Below are 23481 nucleotides of genomic sequence, written 5' to 3' on the forward strand. Positions count from 1 at the left end.
GTCAGCCCGTGGCGGCCGGATGCTGGGCGCGGCTCACGTCGTAGACGCCGGCGACATCGCGCATGGCGCGCATGAGGGCGGGAAGACCCGCGGCGTCCGGGAGCTGGAGGGTGTAGGTGTGCCGGACCCGCTGTTCGCTGGGCGGTTCGACGGTGGCGGAGACGATCGCCGCGTCGGCCGTGGCGATGGCCTCGGTGAGGTCGGCGAGCAGCCGGGGGCGTCCGAAGGACTCGGCGACCAGGGTGACCCGGCATTCCGAGCCGTCGCCCCAGTCGCCCGTCCCGTCCCAGCGGGCCGTGACCGGTGCCCGGCCGATCGCCCGCATCCGGGCCACGGCCGGGCACTCCTGGCGGTGCACGGTGACGGCGCCGCCGCGTACGAGGAAGCCGGTGATTCCGTCCGGGGGCACCGGAGTGCAGCAGCCGGCCAGGCGCACGGGGGCGTCCGGCCCGTCCAGCAAAACGCCGGCCGTGCGGGCGGCGTTCCTGGTCCGCCCGCTCGCCGCGTTCTCCAGGGCGCCGGTCGCGGGTTCGGCCGGCTGGGGCCCCGGTCCGCCGGGCCGGGTGGCGTCGGGGATCCGGACGGCGTCCGGGTGGGCGTCGAGCCAGCCGGTGATCGCGATCCGGGCGGCCGGGGTGCGGGCGTGGTCGAGCCAGTCCGGCGAGGGGCCCGACGCGGCGTCCTCGGTGAGCAGCGGCTGCACGGTGTCGCCGTCGCTGAGAACCGTACTGAGCGTGGCGAGGCGGCCGTTGACCCGGGCACCGATACAGCCGTGCGCCTCCTCGCCGTACTGCGCGTACGCGGCGTCCACACAACTGGCCCCGGCGGGGAGGCCGAGCGTCCCCCCGTCGGTACGGAACACCGTGATCTCGCGGTCCTGGGCCAGATCGGCACGCAGGGTCCGCCAGAAGGTGTCGGGGTCCGGGGCCGACTCCTGCCAGTCGAGGAGCCGGGAGAGCCAGCCGGGCCGGGTCGGGTCGGCGCGCTCGCCGTCCGTCTGTTCGGCCTGCTGCGCCGCGGTGGCGCCGTCCATGGTGTACGGATTGCCGAGGGCGACGACACCGGCCTCGGCGACCTTGTGCATCTGGTGCGTGCGGATGAGGACCTCGGCGACGGCCCCGTCCGGACCGACGACCGCGGTGTGCAGCGATTGGTACAGGTTGAACTTGGGGGCTGCGATGAAGTCCTTGAACTCGGAGATCACCGGGGTGAGGCAGGTGTGCAGTTCGCCGAGTACGGCGTAGCAGTCGGCGTCCTCGGCGACCAGGACGAGCAGCCGTCCGAAGTCGGTGCCCCGCAGTTCCCCGCGTTTGATCCCGGCCCGGTGCAGGGAGACCAGGTGCCGGGGTCTGATCAGGACTTCGGCGGTGATGCCGGCCTCCCGCAGCGTGGTCCTGACGCTGTCGGCCATGGTGCCGAGCAGATCGTCCCCGGCTCCCCCGGCGGTCAGGGCCCGGGTGCGCGCGTATTCGTCCGGGTGCAGGATCGCGAAGACGAGGTCTTCGAGTTCGGTCTTGAGCGCCTGCACACCCAGGCGTTCGGCGAGCGGGATGAGCACATCGCGGGTGACCTTGGCGATCCTGGCCTGCTTCTCGGGCCGCATCACCCCGAGCGTGCGCATGTTGTGCAGCCGGTCGGCGAGCTTGATCGACATGACCCGGACGTCGTTGCCGGTGGCGACGAGCATCTTGCGGAACGTCTCGGGTTCGGCTGCCGCGCCGTAGTCGACCTTTTCGAGTTTGGTGACGCCGTCGACGAGGTAGCGGACCTCCTCGCCGAACTGCTGGCGGACCTGGTCGAGTGTCACCTCGGTGTCCTCCACGGTGTCGTGGAGGAGTGACGCGGTCAGGGTCGTGGTCTCGGCGCCCAGTTCGGCGAGGATCAGCGTCACGGCGAGCGGATGGGTGATGTACGGCTCGCCGCTCTTGCGCATCTGGCCCCGGTGGGAGGACTCCGCCAGGACATAGGCCTTGTGCAGGATGGTGAGGTCGGCGTCCGGGTGGTGGGCGCGATGGGCCTCGGCGACATGGCCGATGGCGGCGGGCAGCCGGTCGCGGGAGACGGGCCCCAGCAGTGCCACCCGGCCCAGCCGGCGCAGATCGATGCGGGGACGGCCTCGTTTGCGAAGGGGAGCACCTGGATTGGTGGCCTCTGCACTCATGGGGGCGCCTCCGGCAACGTCGGCCGGCGGTGAGAAGACACGGATGCGTCTCCGGGCCGGTGCTTGATGCTACCGACCCCACCACGTGGCACAGTCCGGCTCTCGCCGAGCGTGAAACGGATCACCCATTCGAGCGAAGCCGTCGGCGTGTCCCGGAACTCCCGCCGGGGGTCCGGCCGACGCCGGAGGCGCGCCGGGGCAGATCCGGGGGCTGGTCCGCCGGGGATGACGGGACAGCCCTCGGGCTGACCCTCAGCCGGTCGCCGATGCGAGCCAGGCCGGATCGATGACGCCTTCGGCGACGATCACCGCCGGGCCGGTCATCTCGATCCCGCCGTCCGGGTACTCGGTGATGACCAGGGTGCCGCCGGGCAGATCCACCGTGTACGTGACGGCCAGGCCGGTCAGCGCGGGGTCCGCGCCGTCCCGGCGGGCCGCGGCGACCGCGACGGCGCAGGCGCCGGTGCCACACGAGCGGGTCTCTCCCGAACCGCGCTCGTGGACGCGCATCGCGACGTGCCGCGGTCCCCGGTCGACGACGAACTCGATGTTGACCCCGTCGGGGTAGACGGCCGCCGGGCTGAACGGCGGTACGGAGCGCAGCTCCCCGGCGTGCGCGAGGTCGTCGACGAACGCGACGGCGTGCGGATTGCCCATGTTGACGTTGCGGGCCTCCCAGCTGCGGCCGTCGACGGTGACGGTGACGCCCTCGTCCGGCAGCAGGGCGCGTCCCATGGAGACCGTGATGTCGGCGCCCTTGGCGAGGTGGACCCGCTTGACTCCGCCGCGGGTCGCGACGGCGAGATCGCCCTCCTCGACGAGCCCGGCGCGCTGGAGGTAGCGGGCGAAGACCCGTACGCCGTTGCCGCACATCTCGGCGATCGAACCGTCCGCGTTGCGGTAGTCCATGAACCACTCGGCCTCGTCCGCCATCGCCCGCGCCTCGGGGTGCGCCGCGGAGCGCACGGCGTGCAGCAGACCGTCGCCGCCGATACCGCCCCGGCGGTCGCAGAGCCGGGCGACGACGGCCGGGGGCAGGGCGACGGTGTTGTCCGGGTCGGGAACGATCACGAAGTCGTTGTCCGTGCCGTGGCCCTTGAGGAAGGCGATCTGCGAGGTGCTCACAGGGCAACTGTACGAGGCGGCACCGACAGCCCGCGAAACCGGGGACGGGGCCGGACGGTGGCCGCCCCGCCGGACGGCCGGTCTCCGTCAGCGGAGGCGGTCCACGCGCCAGACGGCCAGCGCGACCAGCGCGGCGCACACGGCGACGTACAGGGCGAGCACGCGCCAGTCGGGGCGCTCGCCGCTGCCCCTGGCCGGCAGGCCGGGCCAGGTGTAGCCGACGCGGCGGGCGGCCATCATGCCCCAGCCGGCCGCGCAGCAGCTGATCAGAAGCCCCAGCATGGCGACCACCGCGCCGCCGCCGCCGAACTCGAAGGCGAGCGGGAACGCGAACATCAGGGAGCCGACGGTGGCCAGGATGACGATCGGTGCGAGCTGCCAGATCCGCAGCCGGCGCGCCGGGCGCAGCTCGACCTCCACCTCGGGGGTGACGTCGTGCTCATCGGGCCCGTCCGGGCTCAGTGGTCCCGCCGTGTGCCGCGCATCCGGTGCGTCTCGTTCTGTGTCGCGAGGGCCGGCCTCCATCGCCACGCGCCCTCCCAACTCGGACTGGTCGATCGATGCTCGATGATGGCACGCTCACGGGTGCCGAAATGACGGCCGGAGCTTCCCGATGCCATCACGTGATCAGGCTGTAACCGCTCGTTCGACCAACGTCAGCGCGCGGTGCGGGAGTTCCCCGCGCTGTGCCTCCGCGCCACTGAGCCATTGCACACGCGGGTCGCGTCGAAACCAGGAGTCCTGGCGGCGCGCGAAGCGTTTGGTGGCGCGCACGGTCTCGGCCCGCGCCTCGTCCTCGGTGCACTGTCCGGCGAGCGCCGCGAGCACCTGCTGATAGCCGAGCGCACGGGAGGCCGTGAGCCCCTCGCGCAGCCCTTCGGCCTCCAGGGCGCGTACCTCGTCCACCAGGCCCGCCTCCCACATCCGGTCGACGCGCGCGGTGATGCGCTCGTCCAGTTCCGGGCGGTCGACATCGACGCCGATCTGCACGGCGTCGTAGACCGCCTCGCTCCCGGGGAGGTTGGCGGTGAAGGGCTTGCCGGTGATCTCGATGACTTCGAGGGCGCGGACGATGCGGCGTCCGTTGCTCGGCAGGATCGCGCGGGCGGCGTCGGGGTCCGCGGCGGCCAGCCGGGCGTGCAGCGCGCCGGAGCCGCTGTCGGCGAGTTCCCGCTCCAGCCGGGCCCGCACCTCGGGATCCGTGCCCGGGAACTCCAGGGCGTCGATGGCGCCCTTCACATAGAGGCCGGATCCGCCGACGAGGACGGGGGTACGGCCTTCGGCGAGCAGCCGGTCGATCTCCAGCCGGGCCAGCCGCTGGTACTCGGCGACGCTGGCGGCCTCGGTGACGTCCCAGATGTCCAGCAGGCGGTGCTCCACACCACCGCGCTCGGGAAGCGTCAGTTTGGCGGTGCCGATGTCCATGCCGCGGTAGAGCTGCATGGAGTCGGCGTTGACCACTTCACCGTCGAGCCGCTGGGCGAGGAACACGCCCAGATCAGACTTTCCGGCTGCGGTGGGGCCGACGACGGTGATGACGCGGGGGGCTGAAGCGGGACTTGTCACCGCCACAGTCTCGCAAATGTACGGCTGCTTCCCGAACGTGCCGAACGGCGCCCGAAACAGCGCGATCGCCCGCCCTCCCCGGTAAAATCGGCGGTAACGGACAATGGGGTGGGAGAGAGCACGCGTACAGACAGTCCACTCCGCACGGAAGGTGCCCCATGGGTTTCCTGGACAACCTCAAGGCCAAGCTGGCTCCGGCCAAGGACAAGGTCGGTGACCTCGCGCAGCAGCACGGGGGAAAGATCGAGCAGGGCCTGGACAAGGCCGCGCGCACAGTGGACGCGAAGACCAAGGGCAAGTACAGCGACAAGATCGTGTCCGGTACGCAGAAGGCGAAGGACGCGGTGGACCGCCTGGGCCACAAGGACGAGGGCGGCAGGCCGCCCGCTTCCTGATCCCGGGCACACGTACCGGCGTCCGGTCCCGCGGGGTGACCGATCCTGACGGGTCCTGACCGGACGTGATCGAGCGCGGTGCCGGACGGCCGTGGAGCGACCTGCTCCGCGGCCGTCCGGCGTGCGCGCCCCCGCCCCCGCCGCCGGTGGCAGGGGCGGTGCCGTTTCACCGCGGGTTCACGACCAGGCGGCGACGGTGTAGCCGACGCCGTACGGGGCGTCCTCGTACAGGAGCCGGCCGCCCAGACCCGCGCCCTCGGCGGCGCCCGCGAGGACCTGCCAGGGGGCGCGGCCCGACGCCTTCAGCTCGTACGCGAGCGGCCGGCCGAGCGCGCGGAGCACGGTGAGGTCCGCGGCGCCCAGTGCCGCGGCCGTCCGCGCGTCGAACTCCGCGGCCCGCTCGTCCAGGTATCCCGGCGCCTTCAGCGTGCGGCAGGCGCTGCCGTCGCCCATCACCAGGAGCGCGACGCGGTCGGCCCCGGCCGCCAGTTCCCGGCCCGCCTCCGCGCAGCGTTCCCCGCTCAGGGTCTCCGCCACGCCGAGCCCTTCGACGGGCGCACCGGCCCACCGCGCCCGGTCCAGCAGCCATGCGCCGACGGCCAGGGAGAACGGCAGCGGCCGGGACGCGGCGTCCGGCGCGGACTCCTCGCCCACAGGCCCTGTCACGGGTGCCGTGCCCAGGCGTACGTCCAGATCCACCCCGAAGCCCCGGAAGGAGCCGGCAGCGCCCTCCAGGTGCCGTCCGCGCCCCTCCTCACCGACGGGGCCGACCACGACCAGCAGATCGGGGCGGGCGGCGGCGAGCACGCCCAGGGCGTCGAGGCACGCGGTCCGCGCGGCATCGAGCTCGGGAGCGGCTCCGGCGGCGACCTCGGGCACCAGGAGAGGCGGACAGGGGCACACGGCGGCGGCGACAAGCATGCCGGTCAGCGTACTGCGGGGCGCCGCGCCGGGTACCGCGGTCTCCGGCGCGGCAGCGGGTGCGGAGCCCGCCGGTGCGCCGGGCGCCGAGGGGTCAGACGCTGCCGCAGCCGGGAGTCGCCGCGGCCGGGAGCGGTGCCGGGGCGCCGATGCCCGGCAGGCCGAGCATCACACCGGCGGGCCGGGGGGCCGCGGCCGTGGTGCGCTTCTCCCAGGCGTCGCCCGCGCGCGTGCTGCGCACGCCCAGCGGGGCGCCCTCCGCCAGCAGGTGGTGCGGGGCGGCGTAGGTGATCTCGACGGTCACCACGTCTCCGGGGCGGACCGTCCCGGAGGGCTTGGTGAAGTGGACGAGGCGGTTGTCGGGGGCGCGCCCGGAGAGACGGTGGGTGGCACCGTCCTTGCGGCCCTCGCCCTCGGCGACCATGACGTCCAGGGTGCGGCCGACCTGCTTCTTGTTCTCCTCCCAGGAGATCTCCTCCTGGAGTTCGGACAGACGCATGTAGCGCTCCTGCACGACCTCCTTGGGGATCTGGCCCTCCATGTCGGCGGCCGGGGTCCCGGGCCGCTTGGAGTACTGGAAGGTGAAGGCGTTCGCGAAGCGGGCCTCGCGCACGGCGTGCATCGTCTGCTGGAAGTCCTCCTCGGTCTCGCCGGGGAAGCCCACGATGATGTCGGTGGAGATGGCGGCGTCCGGCATCGCCGCGCGCACCTTCTCGATGATCCCGAGGAAGCGCTCCTGCCGGTAGGAGCGCCGCATCGCCTTCAGGACCGTGTCGGAGCCCGACTGCATCGGCATGTGGAGCTGCGGCATGACGTTCGGGGTCTCGGCCATCGCGGCGATGACGTCGTCGGTGAAGTCGCGCGGGTGCGGCGAGGTGAAGCGCACCCGCTCCAGGCCCTCGATCCGTCCGCAGGCGCGCAGCAGCTTGGAGAAGGCCTCGCGGTCGCCGATGTCGGAGCCGTAGGCGTTCACGTTCTGGCCGAGCAGGGTGATCTCGGACACGCCCTCGGCGACGAGTGCCTCGATCTCGGCCAGGATGTCGCCGGTCCGGCGGTCCTTCTCCTTGCCGCGCAGCGCGGGGACGATGCAGAACGTGCAGGTGTTGTTGCAGCCGACGGAGATGGAGACCCACGCCGCGTAGGCGGACTCGCGGCGGGTGGGGAGCGTGGAGGGGAACGCCTCCAGGGATTCGGCGATCTCGATCTGCGCCTCCTCCTGGATACGGGCGCGCTCCAGCAGTACCGGCAGCTTGCCGATGTTGTGCGTGCCGAAGACGACGTCCACCCAGGGGGCCCGCTCGACGATCGTGTCGCGGTCCTTCTGGGCGAGGCAGCCGCCCACCGCGATCTGCATCCCGGGCCGCTTGGTCTTCATCGGGGCGAGCCGGCCGAGGTTGCCGTAGAGCTTGTTGTCGGCGTTCTCCCGTACCGCGCAGGTGTTGAAGACGACGACGTCGGCGTCACCGTCGCAGCCCTCGGGTGCGCGGACGTAACCGGCGTCCTCCAGGAGGCCCGACAGCCGTTCGGAGTCGTGAACGTTCATCTGGCACCCGTAGGTGCGCACCTCGTAGCTCTTCTTGACGTCCACTGCTTCGCTCCGGTTGCCGCTGCTCATGCGACAAGGGTAGGCGGTTGCGGCGCGCCTCCCTCCGCCCCTCCCCTCGCACCTCCCCGCCGGGGGCCCCGGGCCTGGCCAGCGGGGGTGTGAGCTGGCAGGATCGCGGCCATGCTCCACGCCCTGTCCCGATTCGGCCGCCGACGCACCGTTCAGGCGGGCGCCGCCCTCGCGGTCGTTCTCGGGCTGCTGCTGTGGTGGGTGCTCCCGCTGGGGGACACGGCGCCGAGCGGCTCGCTGACCTTCTCCACGGGCGTGCCCAGCGGCGTCTACCAGCGGTACGGCGAGCGGCTCGAAGGGGCGCTGGCCAAGGACATGCCCAAGGTGTCCATACAGCTGCGGACCAGCGAGGGCTCGCAGCAGAACCTCGAACGGGTCGCGACGGGGAAGGCCGACTTCACCATCGCCACCGCCGATGCCGTCGCCACCTATCTGCGGGACGGCAAGCCCGGCTCGCAGCGGCTGCGCGGCTGTGTCCGGCTGTACGACGACTACATCCAGCTGGTCGTGCCCCGGGACTCCGAGGTGCGCAAGGTCGCCGATCTGCGGGGCAAGCGGGTGGGTGTGGGACAGCAGGGGTCGGGGGTCCGGCTGGTCGCCGACCGGCTGATGAAGGCCGCGGGCATCGATCCGGCGTCCGGCATCACACCCGTGCCGGCCGGTATCGACACGATGCCGACCCGGCTGACCGAGGGCCTGCTCGACGCGTTCTTCTGGTCGGGTGGTCTGCCGACCAGCGCGGTGCAGGAGCTCTCGGAGCGGTACGCCGTCCGGCTGGTGCCGCTGGAGGATCCGCTGATCGCGAAGCTCCAGGCGACGGGCGGGCCCACCCGCTACTACCGCTCGGCGGTGATGCCCGCCGACGCCTATCTGAACGCGCAGCAGGGACAGTCCGTGCCCACGGTCGCCGTCGCCAATCTGCTGGTCACCACCGACCGGACGGATCCGGCGATGACCGAGGCCTTCACCCGGACCGTGATCAACAGCAGGGACCGGATCGGGCGCGAGGTGCACGCGGCCCAGCTGGTGGACCTCCGGACGGCGATCTACACCGACCCGCTCCCCCTGCACGAAGGGGCCGGGCGCTACTACCGCTCCGTCAAGCCCTGAACGCCCGCGCGCACACGGTGGTGGCCGTGGCCGCCTCAGCCGTGCGGGAGGTTCCGCGGCACCGACACCGTCACGCGCAGCCCGTGCGGCTCGTGCCGGGCGTAGGAGATCGAGCTGTCGCCCGCCGCGAGCAGCACCCGTGTGATGGACAGCCCGAGACCCGACCCCTTGACGTTCTGGTGGCGGTTGCTGCGCCAGAAGCGGTCGCCGATGCGTTCCAGTTCCTGCTCGGTCAGCCCCGGTCCCCGGTCGGCGACCACGACCGTCGCGCGGGCGGTGCCGGCGGCGACCGTGACGCGTACGTCCTCGCCCGGCGGCGTGAACTTCAGGGCGTTGTCGATCACGGCGTCGAGGGCGCTGGAGAGGGCGATGGGGTCCGCCCACGCGGTGACCGCCGCCGCACCGTCGAGCGCCAGGACGACGCCCTTCTCGTCCGCGACCGGGCGCCAGGAGGCGACCCGCTCCGCCGTGAGCGCGCCGAGGTCGGTGAGCTTGAGGTCGGCCTCCGTGTGCTCGGCCAGCGCGAGGCCGAGGAGGTCGTCGAGGACCTGCGCCAGGCGCTTGCCCTCCGTACGCACCGAGGCGATCTCCTCGTTCCCCTCGGGGAGTTCGAGGGCGAGGAGCTCGATGCGCAGCAGCAGCGCGGCCAGTGGGTTGCGCAGCTGGTGCGAGGCGTCGGCGACGAAGGCGCGCTGCTGCTCCAGCACGTCCTCGACGTTGTCGGCCATCTCGTTGAACGAGCGGGCCAGGCGCCTGAGTTCGGGCGGTCCGCCGGATGCCGCGACCCGCGAACGCATGCGGCCGACGGCGATGTCGTGGGTGGCCGCGTCCAGGATCCGCACGGGCAGCAGCACCCAGCCCGTGAGCCGGAACGCCGCGCCGACCGCGACCAGCATCGCGAGTCCCTCGCCCAGCGCGATCAGCAGCCAGCCGTGCAGGGTCCGGGACCGCATCCCACCGGTGGGTGAGTCGATGACGACGACGGCGACGACATCGCCGTCCCGTACGACGGGCGAGGCGACGACGATCCGGCCGGTCTGCCAGGGCCAGACCTGGGGCGGGTCGTGGGAACGGCGCCCGAGCAGGGCCTCCTTGAACGCCTCCCGCCCCTCCCCCGCGGCGGGCAGGCTCCAGCCGGAGGGGGCCTTCGCCAGCGGTCTGTCGTCCCGGTAGAAGACACCCACCCGGATCCCGTACACGGAGTCGTACGCCTCCAGTTCCGTCTGGAGGGTGCGCCTGCGTTCGTCGTTGCCCGGCATGGGCTCGCTGACGAACTGCGCCAGCGCGGCGAACCGTGCCGTGTCGTCGATCCGGTCGATGACGACGCGCTGCTGTTCGGCGGCGGCCACGCTGACGGCGAGCGGGAAGCCCAGTGCGAGCAGAACGGCCGCCATGAGAATGATGAGCAGCGGAAGCAGACGGGTGTGCACCGGGAACGTACGCCCCTACGCGGACGGCGAGACGAGCCGGTAGCCGACGCCCCGCACGGTCTCGATCAGTGCGGGCAGCCGCAGCTTGGAGCGCAGGGAGGCCACATGCACTTCCAGCGTGCGGCCCGTCCCCTCCCAGCTGGTGCGCCACACCTCGCTGATGATCTGTTCCCGGCGGAACACCACACCGGGCCGCTGGGCGAGCAGCGCGAGGAGGTCGAACTCCTTGCGGGTGAGCTGGACTTCGTCCCCGTCGACGCTGACCCTGCGGGTCGGCAGCTCGATATGGACCGGCCCGAGCCGCAGCGCGGCGACGGGCGTGGGCGCGGTGTCCTCGCCGGGCAGGGTGCGCCGGGCGACCGCGTGGATACGGGCGAGCAGTTCGCCGGTGTCGTAGGGCTTGACGACATAGTCGTCGGCGCCGAGGTTGAGCCCGTGGATGCGCGAGCGCACATCCGCGCGCGCGGTCACCATGATCACCGGGGTCGAGGTCCGCTTGCGGATCTTGCCGCAGACCTCGTAGCCGTCCTGATCGGGCAGTCCGAGGTCCAGGAGGATGACCCCGAAGGGCTCCTTCTCGGCCGGGAGCAGCGCGCGCAGCGCCTCCTCGCCGTTGCGTGCGTGCACCACACGGAAGCCGTGCCGGGCGAGCACGGCGGACAGGGCCGCCGCGACGTGATCGTCGTCCTCGACGAGCAGAAGTCTCATGCCCCTCCTCTCCGTCCCCCCGGGTGCCTCGGGGCGCTGTGCCACGTACGGATGTCGCGTGGCGTTACGTGCTGTTACATGGCGATACATGGCGTTTCACTCCGCGTGGTCTCTCTGAGACTTCCCGTTCAGCGGCGTTTCACGTCCGTTGCCCTCAGGGCATCCACTCCGATGACGGGCACGCCAGTCAAGGGTCCACCGGTTACAGCAGGGTTTCCGTTATGCACCCGGTACGCCCCGGCCGCGCTCCGGGCGTCCCGTTCACACGGAGTGTCCGGTTGCCGCCGGATCGTTATGCTCAATTTCCGCTCAGATGTAATGACGCTGGTCGCACTGCGTCACTAGTGTCCTTGCCAACCGAGGAGGACGGAGCAAGAAGCCGATGAGCGGAGTTTCAGTGACCAAGGCCGCCGAGGATGCCGCCCCTGCGGCGAACGACCTTGTCGTACTGAGCAACGTCAACAAGCACTTCGGCGCGCTGCATGTGCTCCAGGACATCGACCTGACCATCGCCCGTGGCGAGGTCGTGGTCGTCATCGGGCCCTCCGGGTCCGGCAAGTCCACGCTGTGCCGCACCATCAACCGCTTGGAGACGATCGACTCGGGCGCGATCTCGATCGACGGCAAGCCGCTGCCCCAGGAGGGCAAGGAGCTGGCCCGGCTGCGCGCCGATGTGGGCATGGTCTTCCAGTCGTTCAATCTCTTCGCGCACAAGACCGTGCTGGAGAACGTCATGCTGGGCCAGACCAAGGTCCGCAGGACCGACAGGAAGGCCGCGGAGGAGAAGGCCCGCACCCTGCTCGACCGGGTGGGCGTCGGAGTGCAGGCCGACAAGTACCCGGCGCAGCTCTCCGGCGGCCAGCAGCAACGCGTCGCGATCGCACGGGCGTTGGCGATGGACCCCAAGGTCATGCTCTTCGACGAGCCCACTTCGGCGCTCGACCCGGAGATGATCAACGAGGTCCTCGAAGTCATGCAGCAACTGGCCCGGGACGGGATGACGATGATCGTCGTCACCCACGAGATGGGCTTCGCCCGTTCCGCCGCCAACCGTGTCGTCTTCATGGCGGACGGGAAGATCGTCGAAGAGGCCTCGCCCGACCAGTTCTTCAGCAATCCGCGCAGCGACCGGGCCAAGGACTTCCTGTCGAAGATCCTTCACCACTGACGACAACGACCCACGACATAAGGAATGTTCAGATGAAGCTCCGCAAGTCGGCCGCCGTCGCGGCCATCGCCGTGCTCGCCCTGACCGCGACCGCGTGTGGTGGCAAGGAGGGCTCGGCCGGTGACAAGCCGTCCGGGACCAAGCCCGGCGCCTCCAACGCCCCCGAGCTGCCGACGTACACCGTCGCGACGGGTGTCGACCTGGACTCCCCGGTCTTCAAGGAGGCCAAGAAGCGCGGCAAGCTGGTCATCGGCGCCAAGGCCGACCAGCCGTACCTGGGCTTCGAGGACCAGTCGACCAAGGAGCGCTCCGGCTTCGACATCGAGATCGCCAAGATGATCGCCGCCGACCTCGGCTTCTCCGCCAAGCAGATCGAGTGGAAGACGGTCGACTCCGGCATCCGCGAGACGGCGATCTCCAAGGGCCAGGTCGACTACTTCGTCGGCACGTACACGATCAACGACGAGCGCAAGAAGCAGGTCGGCTTCGCGGGCCCGTACTACAAGGCGGGCGCCGACCTGCTGGTGCGCAAGGACGAGAAGTCCATCACCGGCAAGGACTCGGTGAAGGGCAAGAAGGTCTGCTCGATCGTCGGCTCCACTCCCCTCCAGGAGATCAAGAAGGCGGAGTACGGTGCGAGCGTCGTCGAGCTCGCCAAGTACTCGGACTGCGTGCAGCAGCTGCTGACCAAGCAGATCGACGCCGTCACCACCGATGACTCGATCCTCAAGGGCTACGCCGCCGCCAACTCCGGCAAGCTCAGGGTCGTCGGCGAGCCGTTCACCGACGAGCCCTACGGCGTCGGCATGAACAAGGACGACAAGGCTCTGCGCGAGGCGATCAACAAGTCGCTGGAGGCGCACGTCAAGGACGGTACGTACAAGAAGATCTACGAGGCGACGCTGGGTCTGTCCGGTTCGGACTACACCGAGCCGCCGGCCATCGAGCGCTACTGACGCGGAGCCGCGGCCGAAGGCGGCACTGCCGCCGAGGCCGTCCCGCCGCCGACATCCCGTCACTGATGCCGTGCGTGCGTCAGAGACCGACGCCGCGCCCGTGACCGAAGCGTCCCGTACGCCACCGCCGCCGCTCCCGCCGGGCACGGTGTGCGTACGGGGCGCCCCTTCCCCTGCCCTGATGCCGCTGACCGCCGACGCGGAGACCTCATGAACGTACTGCTCGACAATTTCCCAGAGTTCCGCGACGGCTTCATAGGAACAGTGTCGATCACCGCCGTCAGCTCGGTTATCGCCCTGGTTCTCGGTGTCGCCATCGCCGGATTCCGGGTCTCGCCCGTGCCGCCGCTGCGGTTCTTCGGCACCGCCTGGGTGACGCTGCTGCGCAACACCCCGCTGACCCTGCTCTTCCTGATCTTCTTCTTCGTCGTCCCGGAGATCCTCTTCCCCGGTATGAGTCCGTTCCTGCTCGGCTCGCTGGCGCTCGGCTTCTACACCTCGTCGTTCGTCTGCGAGGCGGTCCGCTCGGGCATCAACACCGTGCCGCTGGGACAGGCCGAGGCCGCGCGCTCCATCGGGATGACGTTCGCCCAGACGCTGCGGATCGTCGTGCTCCCGCAGGCCACGCGGACCGTGATCCCGCCGCTGAGCAGCATCTTCATCGCGCTCACGAAGAACTCCGCGATCGCGGGCGCCTTCAGTGTCACCGAGCTGTTCGGCTGGCAGAAGCTGATGAGTGACCGGGGTTACGAGATCGCTCCCGTCTTCATCTGGGTGGCCCTGGGCTACCTGGTCGTCACCTTTGTCATCAGCGGCCTGTTCCGGCTGCTGGAGCGTCGCATGGAGGTCGCCCGATGAGCGCCAGCGTTCTCTACGACGCGCCGGGACCCAAGGCCGCCGTACGCAACCGGATCTACGCGGTCATCGGCACTCTCGCCATTCTGGCGCTGCTCGGCGTCAGCATCGTGCGGCTGTCCGACAAGGGGCATCTGGCCCCCGAGATGTGGGACATCTTCAACTACACGGGCATCCGGCAGAACATCGCCGACTCCCTGGTCGCCACCCTGAAGGCCTTCTCCCTGGCCGCGATCGGCTCGCTGATCCTGGGTGTGGTGCTCGCCGTCGCCCGGCTCTCGGACCACAAGCCGGTCCGCTGGGTGGCCACCACGTTCATCGAGCTGTTCCGCTCGATCCCGCTGCTGATCACCATCTACGCCATCTGGGTCGGCTTCCTCACCGACTACTCGATGTGGGCCCTGGCGCTCGGCCTGTCCGTCTACAACGGCTGTGTGCAGGCCGAGGTGCTGCGGGCCGGCATCAACTCGGTGCCCAAGGGGCAGAGCGAAGCGGCGTACGCCCTGGGCATGAGCAAGACGCAGGTCATGGTCAGCGTGCTGATTCCGCAGGCCGTCCGGGCCATGCTGCCCACGATCATCGGGCAGCTCGTGGTGACCCTCAAGGACACCTCGCTGGGCTTCATCATCCTGTACCCGGAGCTGCTCCAGACGGCCCGGCTGATCGCGTCCAACACTCAGGTCAACGGCCAGTACCCGTACGTCTCGACGATCGCCGTGATCGGCACCATCTACGTCGCGATGTGTCTGCTGCTGTCGGCGCTCGCCACCTGGATCGAGAAGCGCGGACGGCGTGCCAAGACCGGCATACCGGTCGTGGCCGCCGCCGGGACCGCCGACGTTCTCACCGCGCCCGGCGGCACGGGGGGCGCAGGGGGCGCAGGCTCCGCCGAAGCCCCGGGTAAGAGCAGTACCGACGGGTCCAACGGGGCCGACGGGACCGGTGTGGCGAAGAACTGACCCTTTCCACCAGGAGCATTCGAGGCAGCGGCGCACGCGTCGCTGCCTCGGTCACTTGACGCACGCACCCCCAGTGGGTTGCATACGTTCTGTGATCACGTACCCGGCTTCCACCGCCACGTTCCGCGCAACCGTACGGGCCGGAGGGCACGCGCCGTGGACCCGGTGATCGTGGTCGGCGCCGGACCCGTCGGTCTGACGCTGTCGCTCGCCCTCGCCGCGCAGGGTGTCCCCTCCGTCGTCCTCGACGAAGGACCGGGCAAGGAGGAGCCGCGCCCGGCACGCACGGTCGTGCTCCGCGAGGACACCGCCGGCCTGGTGGAGCGGCTCGCCGGGCCCCTCCTGGACGAGGCGGGCCTGCGGTGGGCCGGCTGGCGTTCGATGCGGCGCAAGCAACTGGTGCGCGAGGTCCCGCTGGGCGAGGAGGAGGGCGGCACGGAGCTGCCCGCCCCGGTCCATCTCCCGCAGCACGACCTCACCCGCGGCCTGCGGGAAGCGGTCACCGCGCAGGACCTGGTGCGGCTGGTGCCGCTCAGCCGGATCGACACGCTGGAGCAGGACCCCGACGGGGTCACGGTGCACACCAGGGAGCCCGGCTCGACCTGGTGGCGCGGGAGTTATCTGGTCGGCTGCGACGGCGCGCGGTCCACCGTGCGCAAGCTGCTGGACATCCGGTTCCCCGGCCGTACGGCGGTGGAACGGCACGCCGTCGCCGCCCTGCGGGTCGAACTCCCGTGGCCCGGCCGGGCCGTGCTGCACCGGCTGCCGCCGTGGCGGACCGGGGGCGCCGAGGTGACCGCGCGACCGCTGCCGGACGACGTCTGGCGGCTGGACTGGCTCCTCCCGCCACGTGGCGAGCTGGTCACCCCCGACGCCCTGATCACCCGGATCCGGGACACCCTGGCGGGCTGGTGCGGCGAGACACCCGCGTACGACCTGCTGGACACCGGCGTGTACACACTGCACCACCGGCTCGCCCTGCGCTGGCGGGAGAAGCGGGCCTTCCTGGCCGGGGACGCCGCGCACCTGCTGGGGGCGCTGGGCACCCAGGGCCTGGACGAGGGACTCCGGGACGCCGAGAACCTCGCCTGGAAGCTGACCCAGGCCTGGCACCACAGCGCCGGTGAGCTGCTGCTGGACAGTTACCAGGCCGAGCGCAGGGCCGCCGTCGCGGCGCGACTGCGCGCCGCGGACCAGTCCCTGCCGATACTGCGCGGCGGCGGGGGGCTGCGGACGCTGGTGCCCGGGGGCGCACGCGGGCAGGACAGCCTGCTCGCCGACGGCCATCTGGGATGCGGACCGCTGGGCGCGCCCCCTTCGTACACGCACTCCCCCCTCGCGCCTCCGCGCACTGACGCACACACCCCTGTGGGCACGCCCCTCGGTGCGCCGGTCGCCGATGTGCGGGTGACCGCGCCGGACGGAAAGACCGTGCCCCTGCGCGAACGTATGGGGCGGGGGCGGCTTCTGGTGATCCTGATCGCGCCGGGTACCGGTGTGTGGGACCGGCGTCACTGGCTGACCGCGGGTGTCATGCCACGGCTGGCGGAGGCGGTGGAGGCGCTGCCGATGAAGGGCGAGCTGCTGGTGGCCGAGAGCTACCCGGGCGCCTCGGCCCACAGCGTGCTGCTCGTCAGGCCGGACGGACATCTGGTGGCGTCCTTCGGCGGGGTGCGGCCGGCGGAACTGTCCGCCGCGGCGGACGCCGTGCGGGGCGGGACGGGGCGTACCGGCCCGGCCGCCGCCGGCGGGGAGGACGGGGCCGGTCCCGCGAAGGCCGGCGGCTCCGGGCTCGTCCGCTCCGACGCCGTACGCCCGGACTCCCTTCGCTCCGACCGGACCGCGGGCATCAATTGACCCTCACGGGCGCACATGGTGTACTCCAGATCATGACCGACACCGATGTGCGCCTGTGGCGGAGGGTCCATATGGACCTGGTCCGTTACGCGGGCTGCGTGTGTCGCCCGTCCTGCTGAATCGCCTTTCTCCGCCGGTCCGTGCTGGTTCTCCGCACGGCCGTGCCCTCGCGCGAACTCTCAGGACGGTCCCTGTGTCTGCAACGCCTCCTTCTGTGTTCCCGGGTGTGTCCGCGTCCCCGGCCACCTCCGCTTCCCCGAGTGCCCCTGCTTCCCCGGACGCCTCCGTCCCCCCTGGTGCCTCCGGGTCCGCCGCCGCCTCCCTCTCCACCGGAACCCCAGCGGCTCCGAACGTCGCGGAGCTGCTCGAATTCGTGCGCCGTACCGCTCAGGACACGGCCCTCATCGCCTCCCTCCCGCTCGACCCCGAGGGCCGCACCTGGGTACGGCTCGACGGGCCCGGCGGCAGCGAGGCCTGGCTCATCGGCTGGCCCCCGGGCTCGGGCACCGGGTGGCACGACCACGCCGAGTCCATCGGGGCCTTCACCACCGCGTCGGGCACGCTCAGGGAACACTCGCTGGCGGCGCGGCTGCCCACCGACGGCTGGAAGACCCTGGAACTGAGCGAAGGGGTGGACCGCTCACGGCAGTTGCCGGCAGGTCAGGGCCGGGCCTTCGGGCAGCACCATGTGCACGAGGTGCTCAACGAGTCCGCCGACGAGCATGCCGTCTCGGTGCACGCGTACTACCCGCCACTGCCGCAGATCCGCAGGTACAGCCGGACCGGCGCGGTGCTCCGGCTGGAACAGACCGAACGTCCGGAGGACTGGCGGTGAGCGACGACGCCGTCGACGGTGCCCAACGGGTGGGCATCGACGAACTGCTGGAGCGGGTCAGGGCCGGCTACGAGCGGATCGGCCCGCGGGAAGCGGCGGACGCCGCGTCCCACGGGGCACTGCTGGTGGACATCCGCTACGCGGCGCTGCGGGAGAGGGACGGCCTCATTCCGGGCGCGCTGATCGTCGAGCGCAATGAGCTGGAGTGGCGGCTCGACCCGCGGGGGAGCCACCGTGCGGCCGAGGCGGTCGGCCACGACCTGCGGATCGTGGTGATCTGCGACGAGGGGTACGCGTCCAGTCTCGCCGTCGCCTCCCTGCGGCAGTTGGGGCTGCACCGGGCCACCGACCTGATCGGCGGATTCCAGGCATGGCGCGCGCGAGGGCTCCCGGTCGACGTCCGGCCGGAAGCCCTCGATCGGCGGAGTCCCCCGTACGTTGCCCGGGACCGCGCGGCGGACGGGTCGCTACCTCCGTGACGCGGCGACCTCCACCGGGCGGGTCCTGAGCGCCATCCGGCCGGGGAGAGCGGTGGCGACCAGGGCCATCAGCGCCGCCGCTCCCACCACGGCCGCGTACCCGAGGGGAAACACGGCGGGCGCCGCGCCGCCGGTCATCCCGACGCTGAAGGCGGTCAGTACGGCCAGGGCGATGCCGGTGCCGAGGACCGCCGCCAGCAGCAGTACCGCCAGGGCTTCGATCCGGAGCATCCCCAGCACTTGGCGGCGGGTCGCCCCGGCCAGCCGGAGCATCCCGAACTCCCTGACGCGTTCGGAGACGGACATGGCGAGGGTGTTCACGACGGCGATGGCGGTGAAGGCGAGCACGAGGCCCATGGCCAGATAGTTGACCTCGGCGTTCGCCTGCTGCCGGTCGGCCTGGAGACGGTCGACGGCCGTCGGTGCGAGGACGGCGAGCCCGGGGAACTCCGTGAACCTCGCCACCTCGGCGGCGAGTTCGTCGCGGGCCAGGTCCGAGGCGACCAGGACGGTGGTGGCCAGCGGGTTGTCCATGTGCCGGGCGACCGGGTCGTGGGGCAGGGTCAGATCGCCGAAGCCCAGCCCCCTGGCGTACACGGCGGCCACCGTGAACGTGGCCGGGGTGCCGTCGCCGAGGTGCAGCCTCAGTACGTCACCCAGGCCCAGGCCCAGCCGGTCGGCGGCCAGTTCGCTGATGGCCGCGCTGTCGGCGCCGGCGGTGAACTCCGCGAGCGAACCGCGGGTGACATCGGGATCCCAGGTGCTGCTGAGACCCGCCGGGGTGACGCCCTGAACCGTGTACTTGTCCAGGCCGACCCGCACGGTGGTGCGTACGACTTCGGTGGCGGCCACGACCCCGGGTGTCGTCCGGATCCTCTCGGCGGCCGCGGACGGGATGCCGGGGCCCTGCCCGACCACGACGGCGGCGGCACGGGTGCCTTCGCGGGCCTGGGTACGGGCGGCGGAGTCAAGAGTCGGCTGGAGGAAGAGAACGGTGCAGGTCATCCCGATGAGCAGGGTGAGCGGGGTGACGACCGCGGCCATCCGGGCGGCATGACCGCGCAGGTTGGCGGTGGCAAGGGCTCCGCCCGGCCCCGCCGACCGCAGCGGCCCGGAGAGCAGCGCTGCCGCCGACCTGACCAGGAGCGGGCCCAGCAGGGACACGGCGGTGGCCAGGACGACCACGGCGAGGAAGGTGACAGGGGTCGAGGCGGCCTCGGTGCGCAGGATCCCCAGCACGGCGACGAGGACGAGGCCGCCCACCAGCAGCGCCAGGCCCGCCGCGATCCGGCCCCACGCCGGACGGTCCGGCCCGGTCTCGGACTCGGCCATGGCCTCGGCCGGCCGGATACGGGAGATCCGGCGGCCGGAGATCCGGGCCGCCGCCCAGGAACCGACCAGGGTGACGGCCACCGCGGCGAGGGCCGGGAAGACGCCGGGGGTGCGTTCCAACGAGGCGGGAACGGCGCCCAGACCGATGAACCGGCCGTGCAGCCAGGCGGCGAGCGGCAGCCCGGCGAGTGCTCCCATCACCCCGGCCGCGGCACCCACCAGCAGCGCTTCACGGCCGAGCAGCCGGCGGACCTGACGCGGCGTGGCGGCGATGGCACGCAGCAGTGCCAGCTCACGGTGACGCTGCTGGATGGAGAGTGCGAACGTGCCGACGACCACGAGAACGGCGACCAGAAGCGCGGTTCCGCCCATCGCCCCGCCCATGGAGATGAGCTTGATACGTGCCCCTGCGGCGTTCAGGAACTCGACCGGACCTCGGTCCTCCCCCGTGGAGACCTGTGCCGTCGTGCCGCTCAGCGCCTCCTCGACCCGCTGCTCCAGCCGTCCGAGGTCCGTACCGGGTACGGGGATCACGCCGAGGGCGGCCACCCGGCCGGGACGTGCGGCGAGCCGCTGGGCCTCGGCGTCGGTGAAGAAGAGCGAGGTCTGGTGCGCGAGGTCAGTGCCCGCGCCCGTGCCTGCTCCGGCGTCTGTTCCTGCGTCTGCTCCTCCGTCGGAGGGTGCGGGAGCGGCGATTCCGCTGATCCGGTACGGGCGCGGGGTACCGGTGGACTGCACGGTCAGCCGGTCCCCCGCGGTGAGCCCGGCCCGCTCGGCCAGCCCGCGGTCGATCACCACGTCATCGGCCGACGAGGGAGCCCTGCCCACGACGAGCGCGAACGGCGTGAGGGGAGCAGAGGTCCAGGAGTGGCCGTACGAGGGCCGGTCGGCCGACGCGGCCTTCGTACCGTCGTCCAGGGGCTCGGCGAGGAACGTGAGCTCGGGAACCACCCGGTGGACCCCCTCGACCGCGCGCACCCGGTCGGCTGTGGCGGCGGGCAGCCAGGCGCGCTCGGCGACGGGCTTCGCCTTGTGCTTGGTCTTGGTCTTCCCGTTGCCCTTGTGCTTGACGGTGGTCCGATGGACGTTCTGGTCGGCCGAGACGACCAGCGGGGCAGCCGCGTAACGCTCGGTGGTGATCCTTCCGCGCAGACCGGTCTCCAGGAGCGTGCCGCAGGCGGTGATGAGCGCGGCGGCACACATCAGGGCCAGCAGAGCGCCGAGGAAACCCCCTTTCCGGTCCCGGATCGTCTGGAGTGCGTAGCGCAGCATCATCATGCGTCCGTCTCTGTTCGGTTGTCCGTGAAGGCGGGGGCGGGGTGGGCGGGGTCCGTGAAGGCTGGGTCCGGGAAGTCGGGTTCCGGGAAGGCAGGGTCCGGGAACGCGAGCAGGCGGGTGTGGACCGTGCGGGACGCGGCCGGGCTGTCGCCCTCGGGCCGCTTGTAGCGGTTCATCAGGGCGATGTACTCCTCGAAGAACTCACGGAGTTCGGGCAGGGTCAGCCGGAGGGAACCACGCGAGTACGCGAAGGCATCGGCCCACTCGTCCACGTCCGGCGCTCCCTGCGCGCCCCGTGCCTCCTGCTCTTCCCGCTGTGCCGGCTCCTCCCGCTCCGGGGCACCGCGCTGAAGCCGCTCGAAGAGCGCCAGATCCTCCGCGTACGTCTGGCGGTTGAGCTCATCCATGACGAGCCGTGTCTCGGGGGTCTGGCGGGACCGGGGCGGGAACCGCCGGTCGCCCGGAATCGCCCGCCACCATCTGCGGCGGCGGGCCGCGAGATCCTCCGTCCGGGAGCCCTCTTCCTCCGCACTCCGGGACGCCGTCACCTCCCGGAGCCCGGGGTCTTCGGGGCCGGTCTCCTCCACGAACCCGTACCGGGCCAGTTCACGCAGGTGATAGCTGGTGGCCCCGGTGTTCAGCCCGAGGTCCCGGGCCAGACTCGCGGATGTCGCCGGACCGCGCAGGGTGAGGTGCTGAAGGATCTGCCGACGTCGCGGCTGGGCGAGCGCCTTGAGCGCCGCCAGTTCGGTGATCTCGGTACCGCCGGGCCTGTCTGCCATGACGTACACACTGCTCTGTGCACACATCCCTGTGCACTGAAGCCTGCCCGCTTCTTGATACGGGGGTTAGCCCCCCGTCCGACGCGTTCCCGCACGTCTCCGGGGCCGCCGCGGACGATCGACGGCACACCCGAACGCCACACTCCAGTGGAGCAATCGCCGCGCACGACTGACATTCGCCTCATACCGAGGATCGAAATGTACGGAGATGCGCACTGATGGAAACCACGGCTCCCACCCCCGATCAGATCGATCGCCAGGCCTCCCTCCTGCATGACACGCAGGTGTGGCAGCAGATCGTCACGGGCTGGGAGTACACCGCTCCTGCCCCCGCACCCGTGCCTCCCCCGGCCGGCCGGTCCCCCGAGGAACCGGCGAAGGGCTCGGCGGAGAACCCGGCGATGGACTCGGTGAAGGGCTCGGCGGAGGCAGGCCGCTCGTCGCGCGGCGCGGTGTCGCGGGACAGGCCCGACTGGAGAAACCTGCTGTCGGTACCCGTCGAGCAGCTCATCGACGACTCGCTGCGTACGCGGCCCGCCGCCCCGCCGGACGAACGCCCCCTCCCCGGACGGTTCGGCGCGGTCCTGCCCGACCGTCTGCACGCCTGGCGGCGCGTCGGTCAGCCGGACCTGCGCCCCTCCACCCAGCTCGGCTACGCACGACAGGTGCTGACCGAGTGGGGCTGGCAGAACACCCCGTACCGGCTGCGCAATGCCAGGGGCGCCCGCTGCATCTGCGGTGCCCTGCTCACCGCGCACCGGCTCGGCTACGGCTCCCTCGACACCGTGAACCGGTCCGGAGCCTGGCTGATCACCGAGCTCCGCTCCCAGGGCTGGCCCGGGTTGATCGGTCCCTGGAACCGGCACCCCGGCCGCACCGCCACCGATGCCCTGGCACTGATCGACGCGACGATCCACCGGGCATCCGTCGCCGGACACTGACCGGTCCGCCCGCGAGGCGGATCCCCGGCGCCCGGTTCAGAAGGGCTCGTCCAGGCCTTCCGTGTCCTCGCCCTCCTCCTCCAGCGCCTGCCGCACCACGCGCAGGGCCATGCCCTCCCCGTATCCCTTGCGCGCGAGCATCCCGGCCAGGCGGCGCAGACGCTTGTCGCGGTCCAGGCCCCGCGTGGAGCGGAGCTTGCGCGCCACGAGATCGCGGGCCGTCTCCTCCTCCTGTTCCGGTTCGAGCCGGCCGACCGCTTCGTCGATGAGGGCGGAGTCCACGCCCTTGGTGCGCAGCTCGCGGACGAGGGCGCGGCGCGCGAGTCCCCGGCCGCGGTGCCGGGACTCCACCCAGGCCCCCGCGAACGCCGCGTCATCGATCAGCCCGACATCCTCGAAGCGCGACAGCACCTCCTCCGCGGCCTCGTCCGGGATCTCCCGCTTGCGCAGCGCGTCCGCCAGCTGCTTTCGCGTGCGCGGCGTCCCGGTGAGCAGCCGCAGACAGATGTTGCGGGCCTGCTCGACCGGGTCTCGCGGTTCCCCCTTCTCGGCCCTCGACGAGGAGGGGGAACCGCTGCTCATGGTGTCGGAGCGGGCGCGGCGCCCCGCCCCCTCGCCGAACCCCGCTCCCGCTCCGCGGCGGGACCGGGACCGTCCGGCAGAGCCGTCGCCCGGCTCGGACGGGGCCCCTTCGGCGAACTCCGGACCGGGCCCCGCGCCAGGGTCTGCGGCGCTGCCCGGCCACTCCGTACGACGTGTCACGGTCTAGCTCTTGGCCGCCGCCGCCTTGGCCGACTTGGCCTTGGTGGCCGACGCGGGCGCCGGCTTCGCCGCGGCGTCGGACGCGGCGGCTCCCGCGGCGTCCGCGGCCGGCTCGGAGGCCGTCGCGTCCGGCCGCACGCCGACTCCCAGCTTGTCCAGGATCTTCTTCTCGATCTCGTTGGCGAGATCGGGGTTGTCCTTGAGGAAGTTCCGGGAGTTCTCCTTGCCCTGGCCGAGCTGGTCGCC

Annotated in this window: 22 protein-coding genes and 1 pseudogene; 11 read left to right on the forward strand and 12 right to left on the reverse strand. The window is 71.7% G+C overall.

The annotated features are described in order from the left end of the window. Nucleotide 1 precedes the first annotated feature (1 nt). The 4 genes from ABT170_RS22640 to miaA form a co-directional block, all read right to left on the reverse strand. Nucleotides 2–2161 (reverse strand): RelA/SpoT family protein, encoded by a 2160-nt coding sequence (locus ABT170_RS22640; protein ID WP_329946826.1) that lies wholly within the window; start codon nt 2159–2161, stop codon nt 2–4. Nucleotides 2162–2413: 252 nt separating this feature from the next. Then, a complete protein-coding gene (gene dapF / locus ABT170_RS22645) occupies nt 2414–3286 on the reverse strand; it encodes a diaminopimelate epimerase (RefSeq protein ID WP_329946825.1) in 873 nt (290 codons plus the stop codon). 87 nt (nt 3287–3373) lie between these two features. After that, complete coding sequence (locus ABT170_RS22650) at nt 3374–3811, reverse strand: hypothetical protein (RefSeq protein WP_266927847.1); 438 nt, start codon at nt 3809–3811, stop codon at nt 3374–3376. A 102-nt stretch (nt 3812–3913) separates the two neighbouring features. Further along, nucleotides 3914–4852, reverse strand: a complete 939-nt coding sequence (gene miaA, locus ABT170_RS22655) for a tRNA (adenosine(37)-N6)-dimethylallyltransferase MiaA (RefSeq protein ID WP_329946824.1) — start codon at nt 4850–4852, stop codon at nt 3914–3916. Between the two features lie 158 nt (nt 4853–5010). Here miaA and ABT170_RS22660 point away from each other — a divergent pair, with 158 nt between their 5' ends. Continuing rightward, entirely contained in the window at nt 5011–5247 is a 237-nt protein-coding gene (locus ABT170_RS22660) for an antitoxin (RefSeq protein ID WP_329946823.1), read from the forward strand. Nucleotides 5248–5424: 177 nt separating this feature from the next. Here ABT170_RS22660 and ABT170_RS22665 read toward each other — a convergent pair whose 3' ends face one another. Together ABT170_RS22665 and miaB are read right to left on the reverse strand one after the other, a co-directional pair. After that, the gene (locus ABT170_RS22665; RefSeq protein ID WP_351870165.1) at nt 5425–6168 is read right to left on the reverse strand and encodes a class III extradiol dioxygenase subunit B-like domain-containing protein; all 744 of its coding nucleotides are present in this window, start codon (nt 6166–6168) and stop codon (nt 5425–5427) included. Nucleotides 6169–6262: 94 nt separating this feature from the next. Then, nucleotides 6263–7783, reverse strand: a complete 1521-nt coding sequence (miaB, locus tag ABT170_RS22670; RefSeq protein WP_351870168.1) for a tRNA (N6-isopentenyl adenosine(37)-C2)-methylthiotransferase MiaB — start codon at nt 7781–7783, stop codon at nt 6263–6265. Between the two features lie 111 nt (nt 7784–7894). Here miaB and ABT170_RS22675 point away from each other — a divergent pair, with 111 nt between their 5' ends. Continuing rightward, nucleotides 7895–8893: a TAXI family TRAP transporter solute-binding subunit gene (locus ABT170_RS22675; protein ID WP_329946820.1), complete on the forward strand. Its 999-nt coding sequence runs from the start codon at nt 7895–7897 to the stop codon at nt 8891–8893. 35 nt (nt 8894–8928) lie between these two features. Here ABT170_RS22675 and ABT170_RS22680 read toward each other — a convergent pair whose 3' ends face one another. Both ABT170_RS22680 and ABT170_RS22685 read right to left on the reverse strand, forming a co-directional pair. After that, entirely contained in the window at nt 8929–10323 is a 1395-nt protein-coding gene (locus ABT170_RS22680; RefSeq protein WP_329946819.1) for a sensor histidine kinase, read from the reverse strand. 15 nt (nt 10324–10338) lie between these two features. Beyond that, entirely contained in the window at nt 10339–11031 is a 693-nt protein-coding gene (locus ABT170_RS22685) for a response regulator transcription factor (RefSeq protein WP_329946818.1), read from the reverse strand. A gap of 382 nt (nt 11032–11413) precedes the next feature. Here ABT170_RS22685 and ABT170_RS22690 point away from each other — a divergent pair, with 382 nt between their 5' ends. The 8 genes from ABT170_RS22690 (at nt 11414) to ABT170_RS22725 (ending at nt 18140) form a co-directional block, all read left to right on the forward strand. Beyond that, nucleotides 11414–12199: an amino acid ABC transporter ATP-binding protein gene (locus tag ABT170_RS22690; protein ID WP_266924553.1), complete on the forward strand. Its 786-nt coding sequence runs from the start codon at nt 11414–11416 to the stop codon at nt 12197–12199. Between the two features lie 32 nt (nt 12200–12231). Continuing rightward, nucleotides 12232–13155, forward strand: coding sequence for a glutamate ABC transporter substrate-binding protein (locus ABT170_RS22695; protein WP_329946817.1), 924 nt, complete (start codon nt 12232–12234; stop codon nt 13153–13155). 210 nt (nt 13156–13365) lie between these two features. Continuing rightward, the gene (locus tag ABT170_RS22700) at nt 13366–14013 is read left to right on the forward strand and encodes an amino acid ABC transporter permease (protein ID WP_266924547.1); all 648 of its coding nucleotides are present in this window, start codon (nt 13366–13368) and stop codon (nt 14011–14013) included. Then, on the forward strand, nt 14010–14969 hold the full coding sequence (locus tag ABT170_RS22705) for an amino acid ABC transporter permease (RefSeq protein WP_329946816.1): 960 nt from the start codon (nt 14010–14012) through the stop codon (nt 14967–14969). Before ABT170_RS22700 ends, ABT170_RS22705 begins: the two co-directional genes overlap by 4 nt. A 156-nt stretch (nt 14970–15125) precedes the next feature. Beyond that, nucleotides 15126–16826: an FAD-dependent monooxygenase gene (locus tag ABT170_RS22710; RefSeq protein ID WP_351870176.1), complete on the forward strand. Its 1701-nt coding sequence runs from the start codon at nt 15126–15128 to the stop codon at nt 16824–16826. A 32-nt stretch (nt 16827–16858) separates the two neighbouring features. After that, nucleotides 16859–16945 (forward strand): putative leader peptide, encoded by an 87-nt coding sequence (locus ABT170_RS22715; protein WP_311605579.1) that lies wholly within the window; start codon nt 16859–16861, stop codon nt 16943–16945. Between the two features lie 95 nt (nt 16946–17040). Continuing rightward, nucleotides 17041–17661 (forward strand): cupin domain-containing protein, encoded by a 621-nt coding sequence (locus tag ABT170_RS22720; RefSeq protein ID WP_502970553.1) that lies wholly within the window; start codon nt 17041–17043, stop codon nt 17659–17661. After that, entirely contained in the window at nt 17658–18140 is a 483-nt protein-coding gene (locus ABT170_RS22725; protein WP_351870182.1) for a rhodanese-like domain-containing protein, read from the forward strand. The genes ABT170_RS22720 and ABT170_RS22725 overlap by 4 nt, the downstream gene beginning before the upstream one ends. Here ABT170_RS22725 and ABT170_RS22730 read toward each other — a convergent pair. Together ABT170_RS22730 and ABT170_RS22735 are read right to left on the reverse strand one after the other, a co-directional pair. Further along, nucleotides 18129–20747: an FtsX-like permease family protein gene (locus ABT170_RS22730; protein WP_351870197.1), complete on the reverse strand. Its 2619-nt coding sequence runs from the start codon at nt 20745–20747 to the stop codon at nt 18129–18131. The genes ABT170_RS22725 and ABT170_RS22730 overlap by 12 nt on opposite strands. Next, entirely contained in the window at nt 20747–21532 is a 786-nt protein-coding gene (locus ABT170_RS22735) for an ArsR/SmtB family transcription factor (RefSeq protein WP_351870185.1), read from the reverse strand. Before ABT170_RS22735 ends, ABT170_RS22730 begins: the two co-directional genes overlap by 1 nt. Nucleotides 21533–21750: 218 nt before the next feature. Here ABT170_RS22735 and ABT170_RS22740 point away from each other — a divergent pair, with 218 nt between their 5' ends. Then, nucleotides 21751–22473 carry a DUF6197 family protein gene (locus ABT170_RS22740; protein ID WP_351870188.1) on the forward strand — a complete coding sequence of 241 codons (723 nt, stop codon included), beginning with the start codon at nt 21751–21753 and terminating at the stop codon, nt 22471–22473. 36 nt (nt 22474–22509) lie between these two features. Here ABT170_RS22740 and recX read toward each other — a convergent pair whose 3' ends face one another. Further along, complete coding sequence (gene recX / locus ABT170_RS22745; RefSeq protein ID WP_329946810.1) at nt 22510–23235, reverse strand: recombination regulator RecX; 726 nt, start codon at nt 23233–23235, stop codon at nt 22510–22512. Between the two features lie 3 nt (nt 23236–23238). Then, nucleotides 23239–23481 (reverse strand): annotated as a pseudogene (locus tag ABT170_RS22750) (recombinase RecA); the annotation flags it as partial.

Source organism: Streptomyces sp. NPDC001787 (assembly GCF_040297465.1).
Lineage (GTDB): Bacteria > Actinomycetota > Actinomycetes > Streptomycetales > Streptomycetaceae > Streptomyces.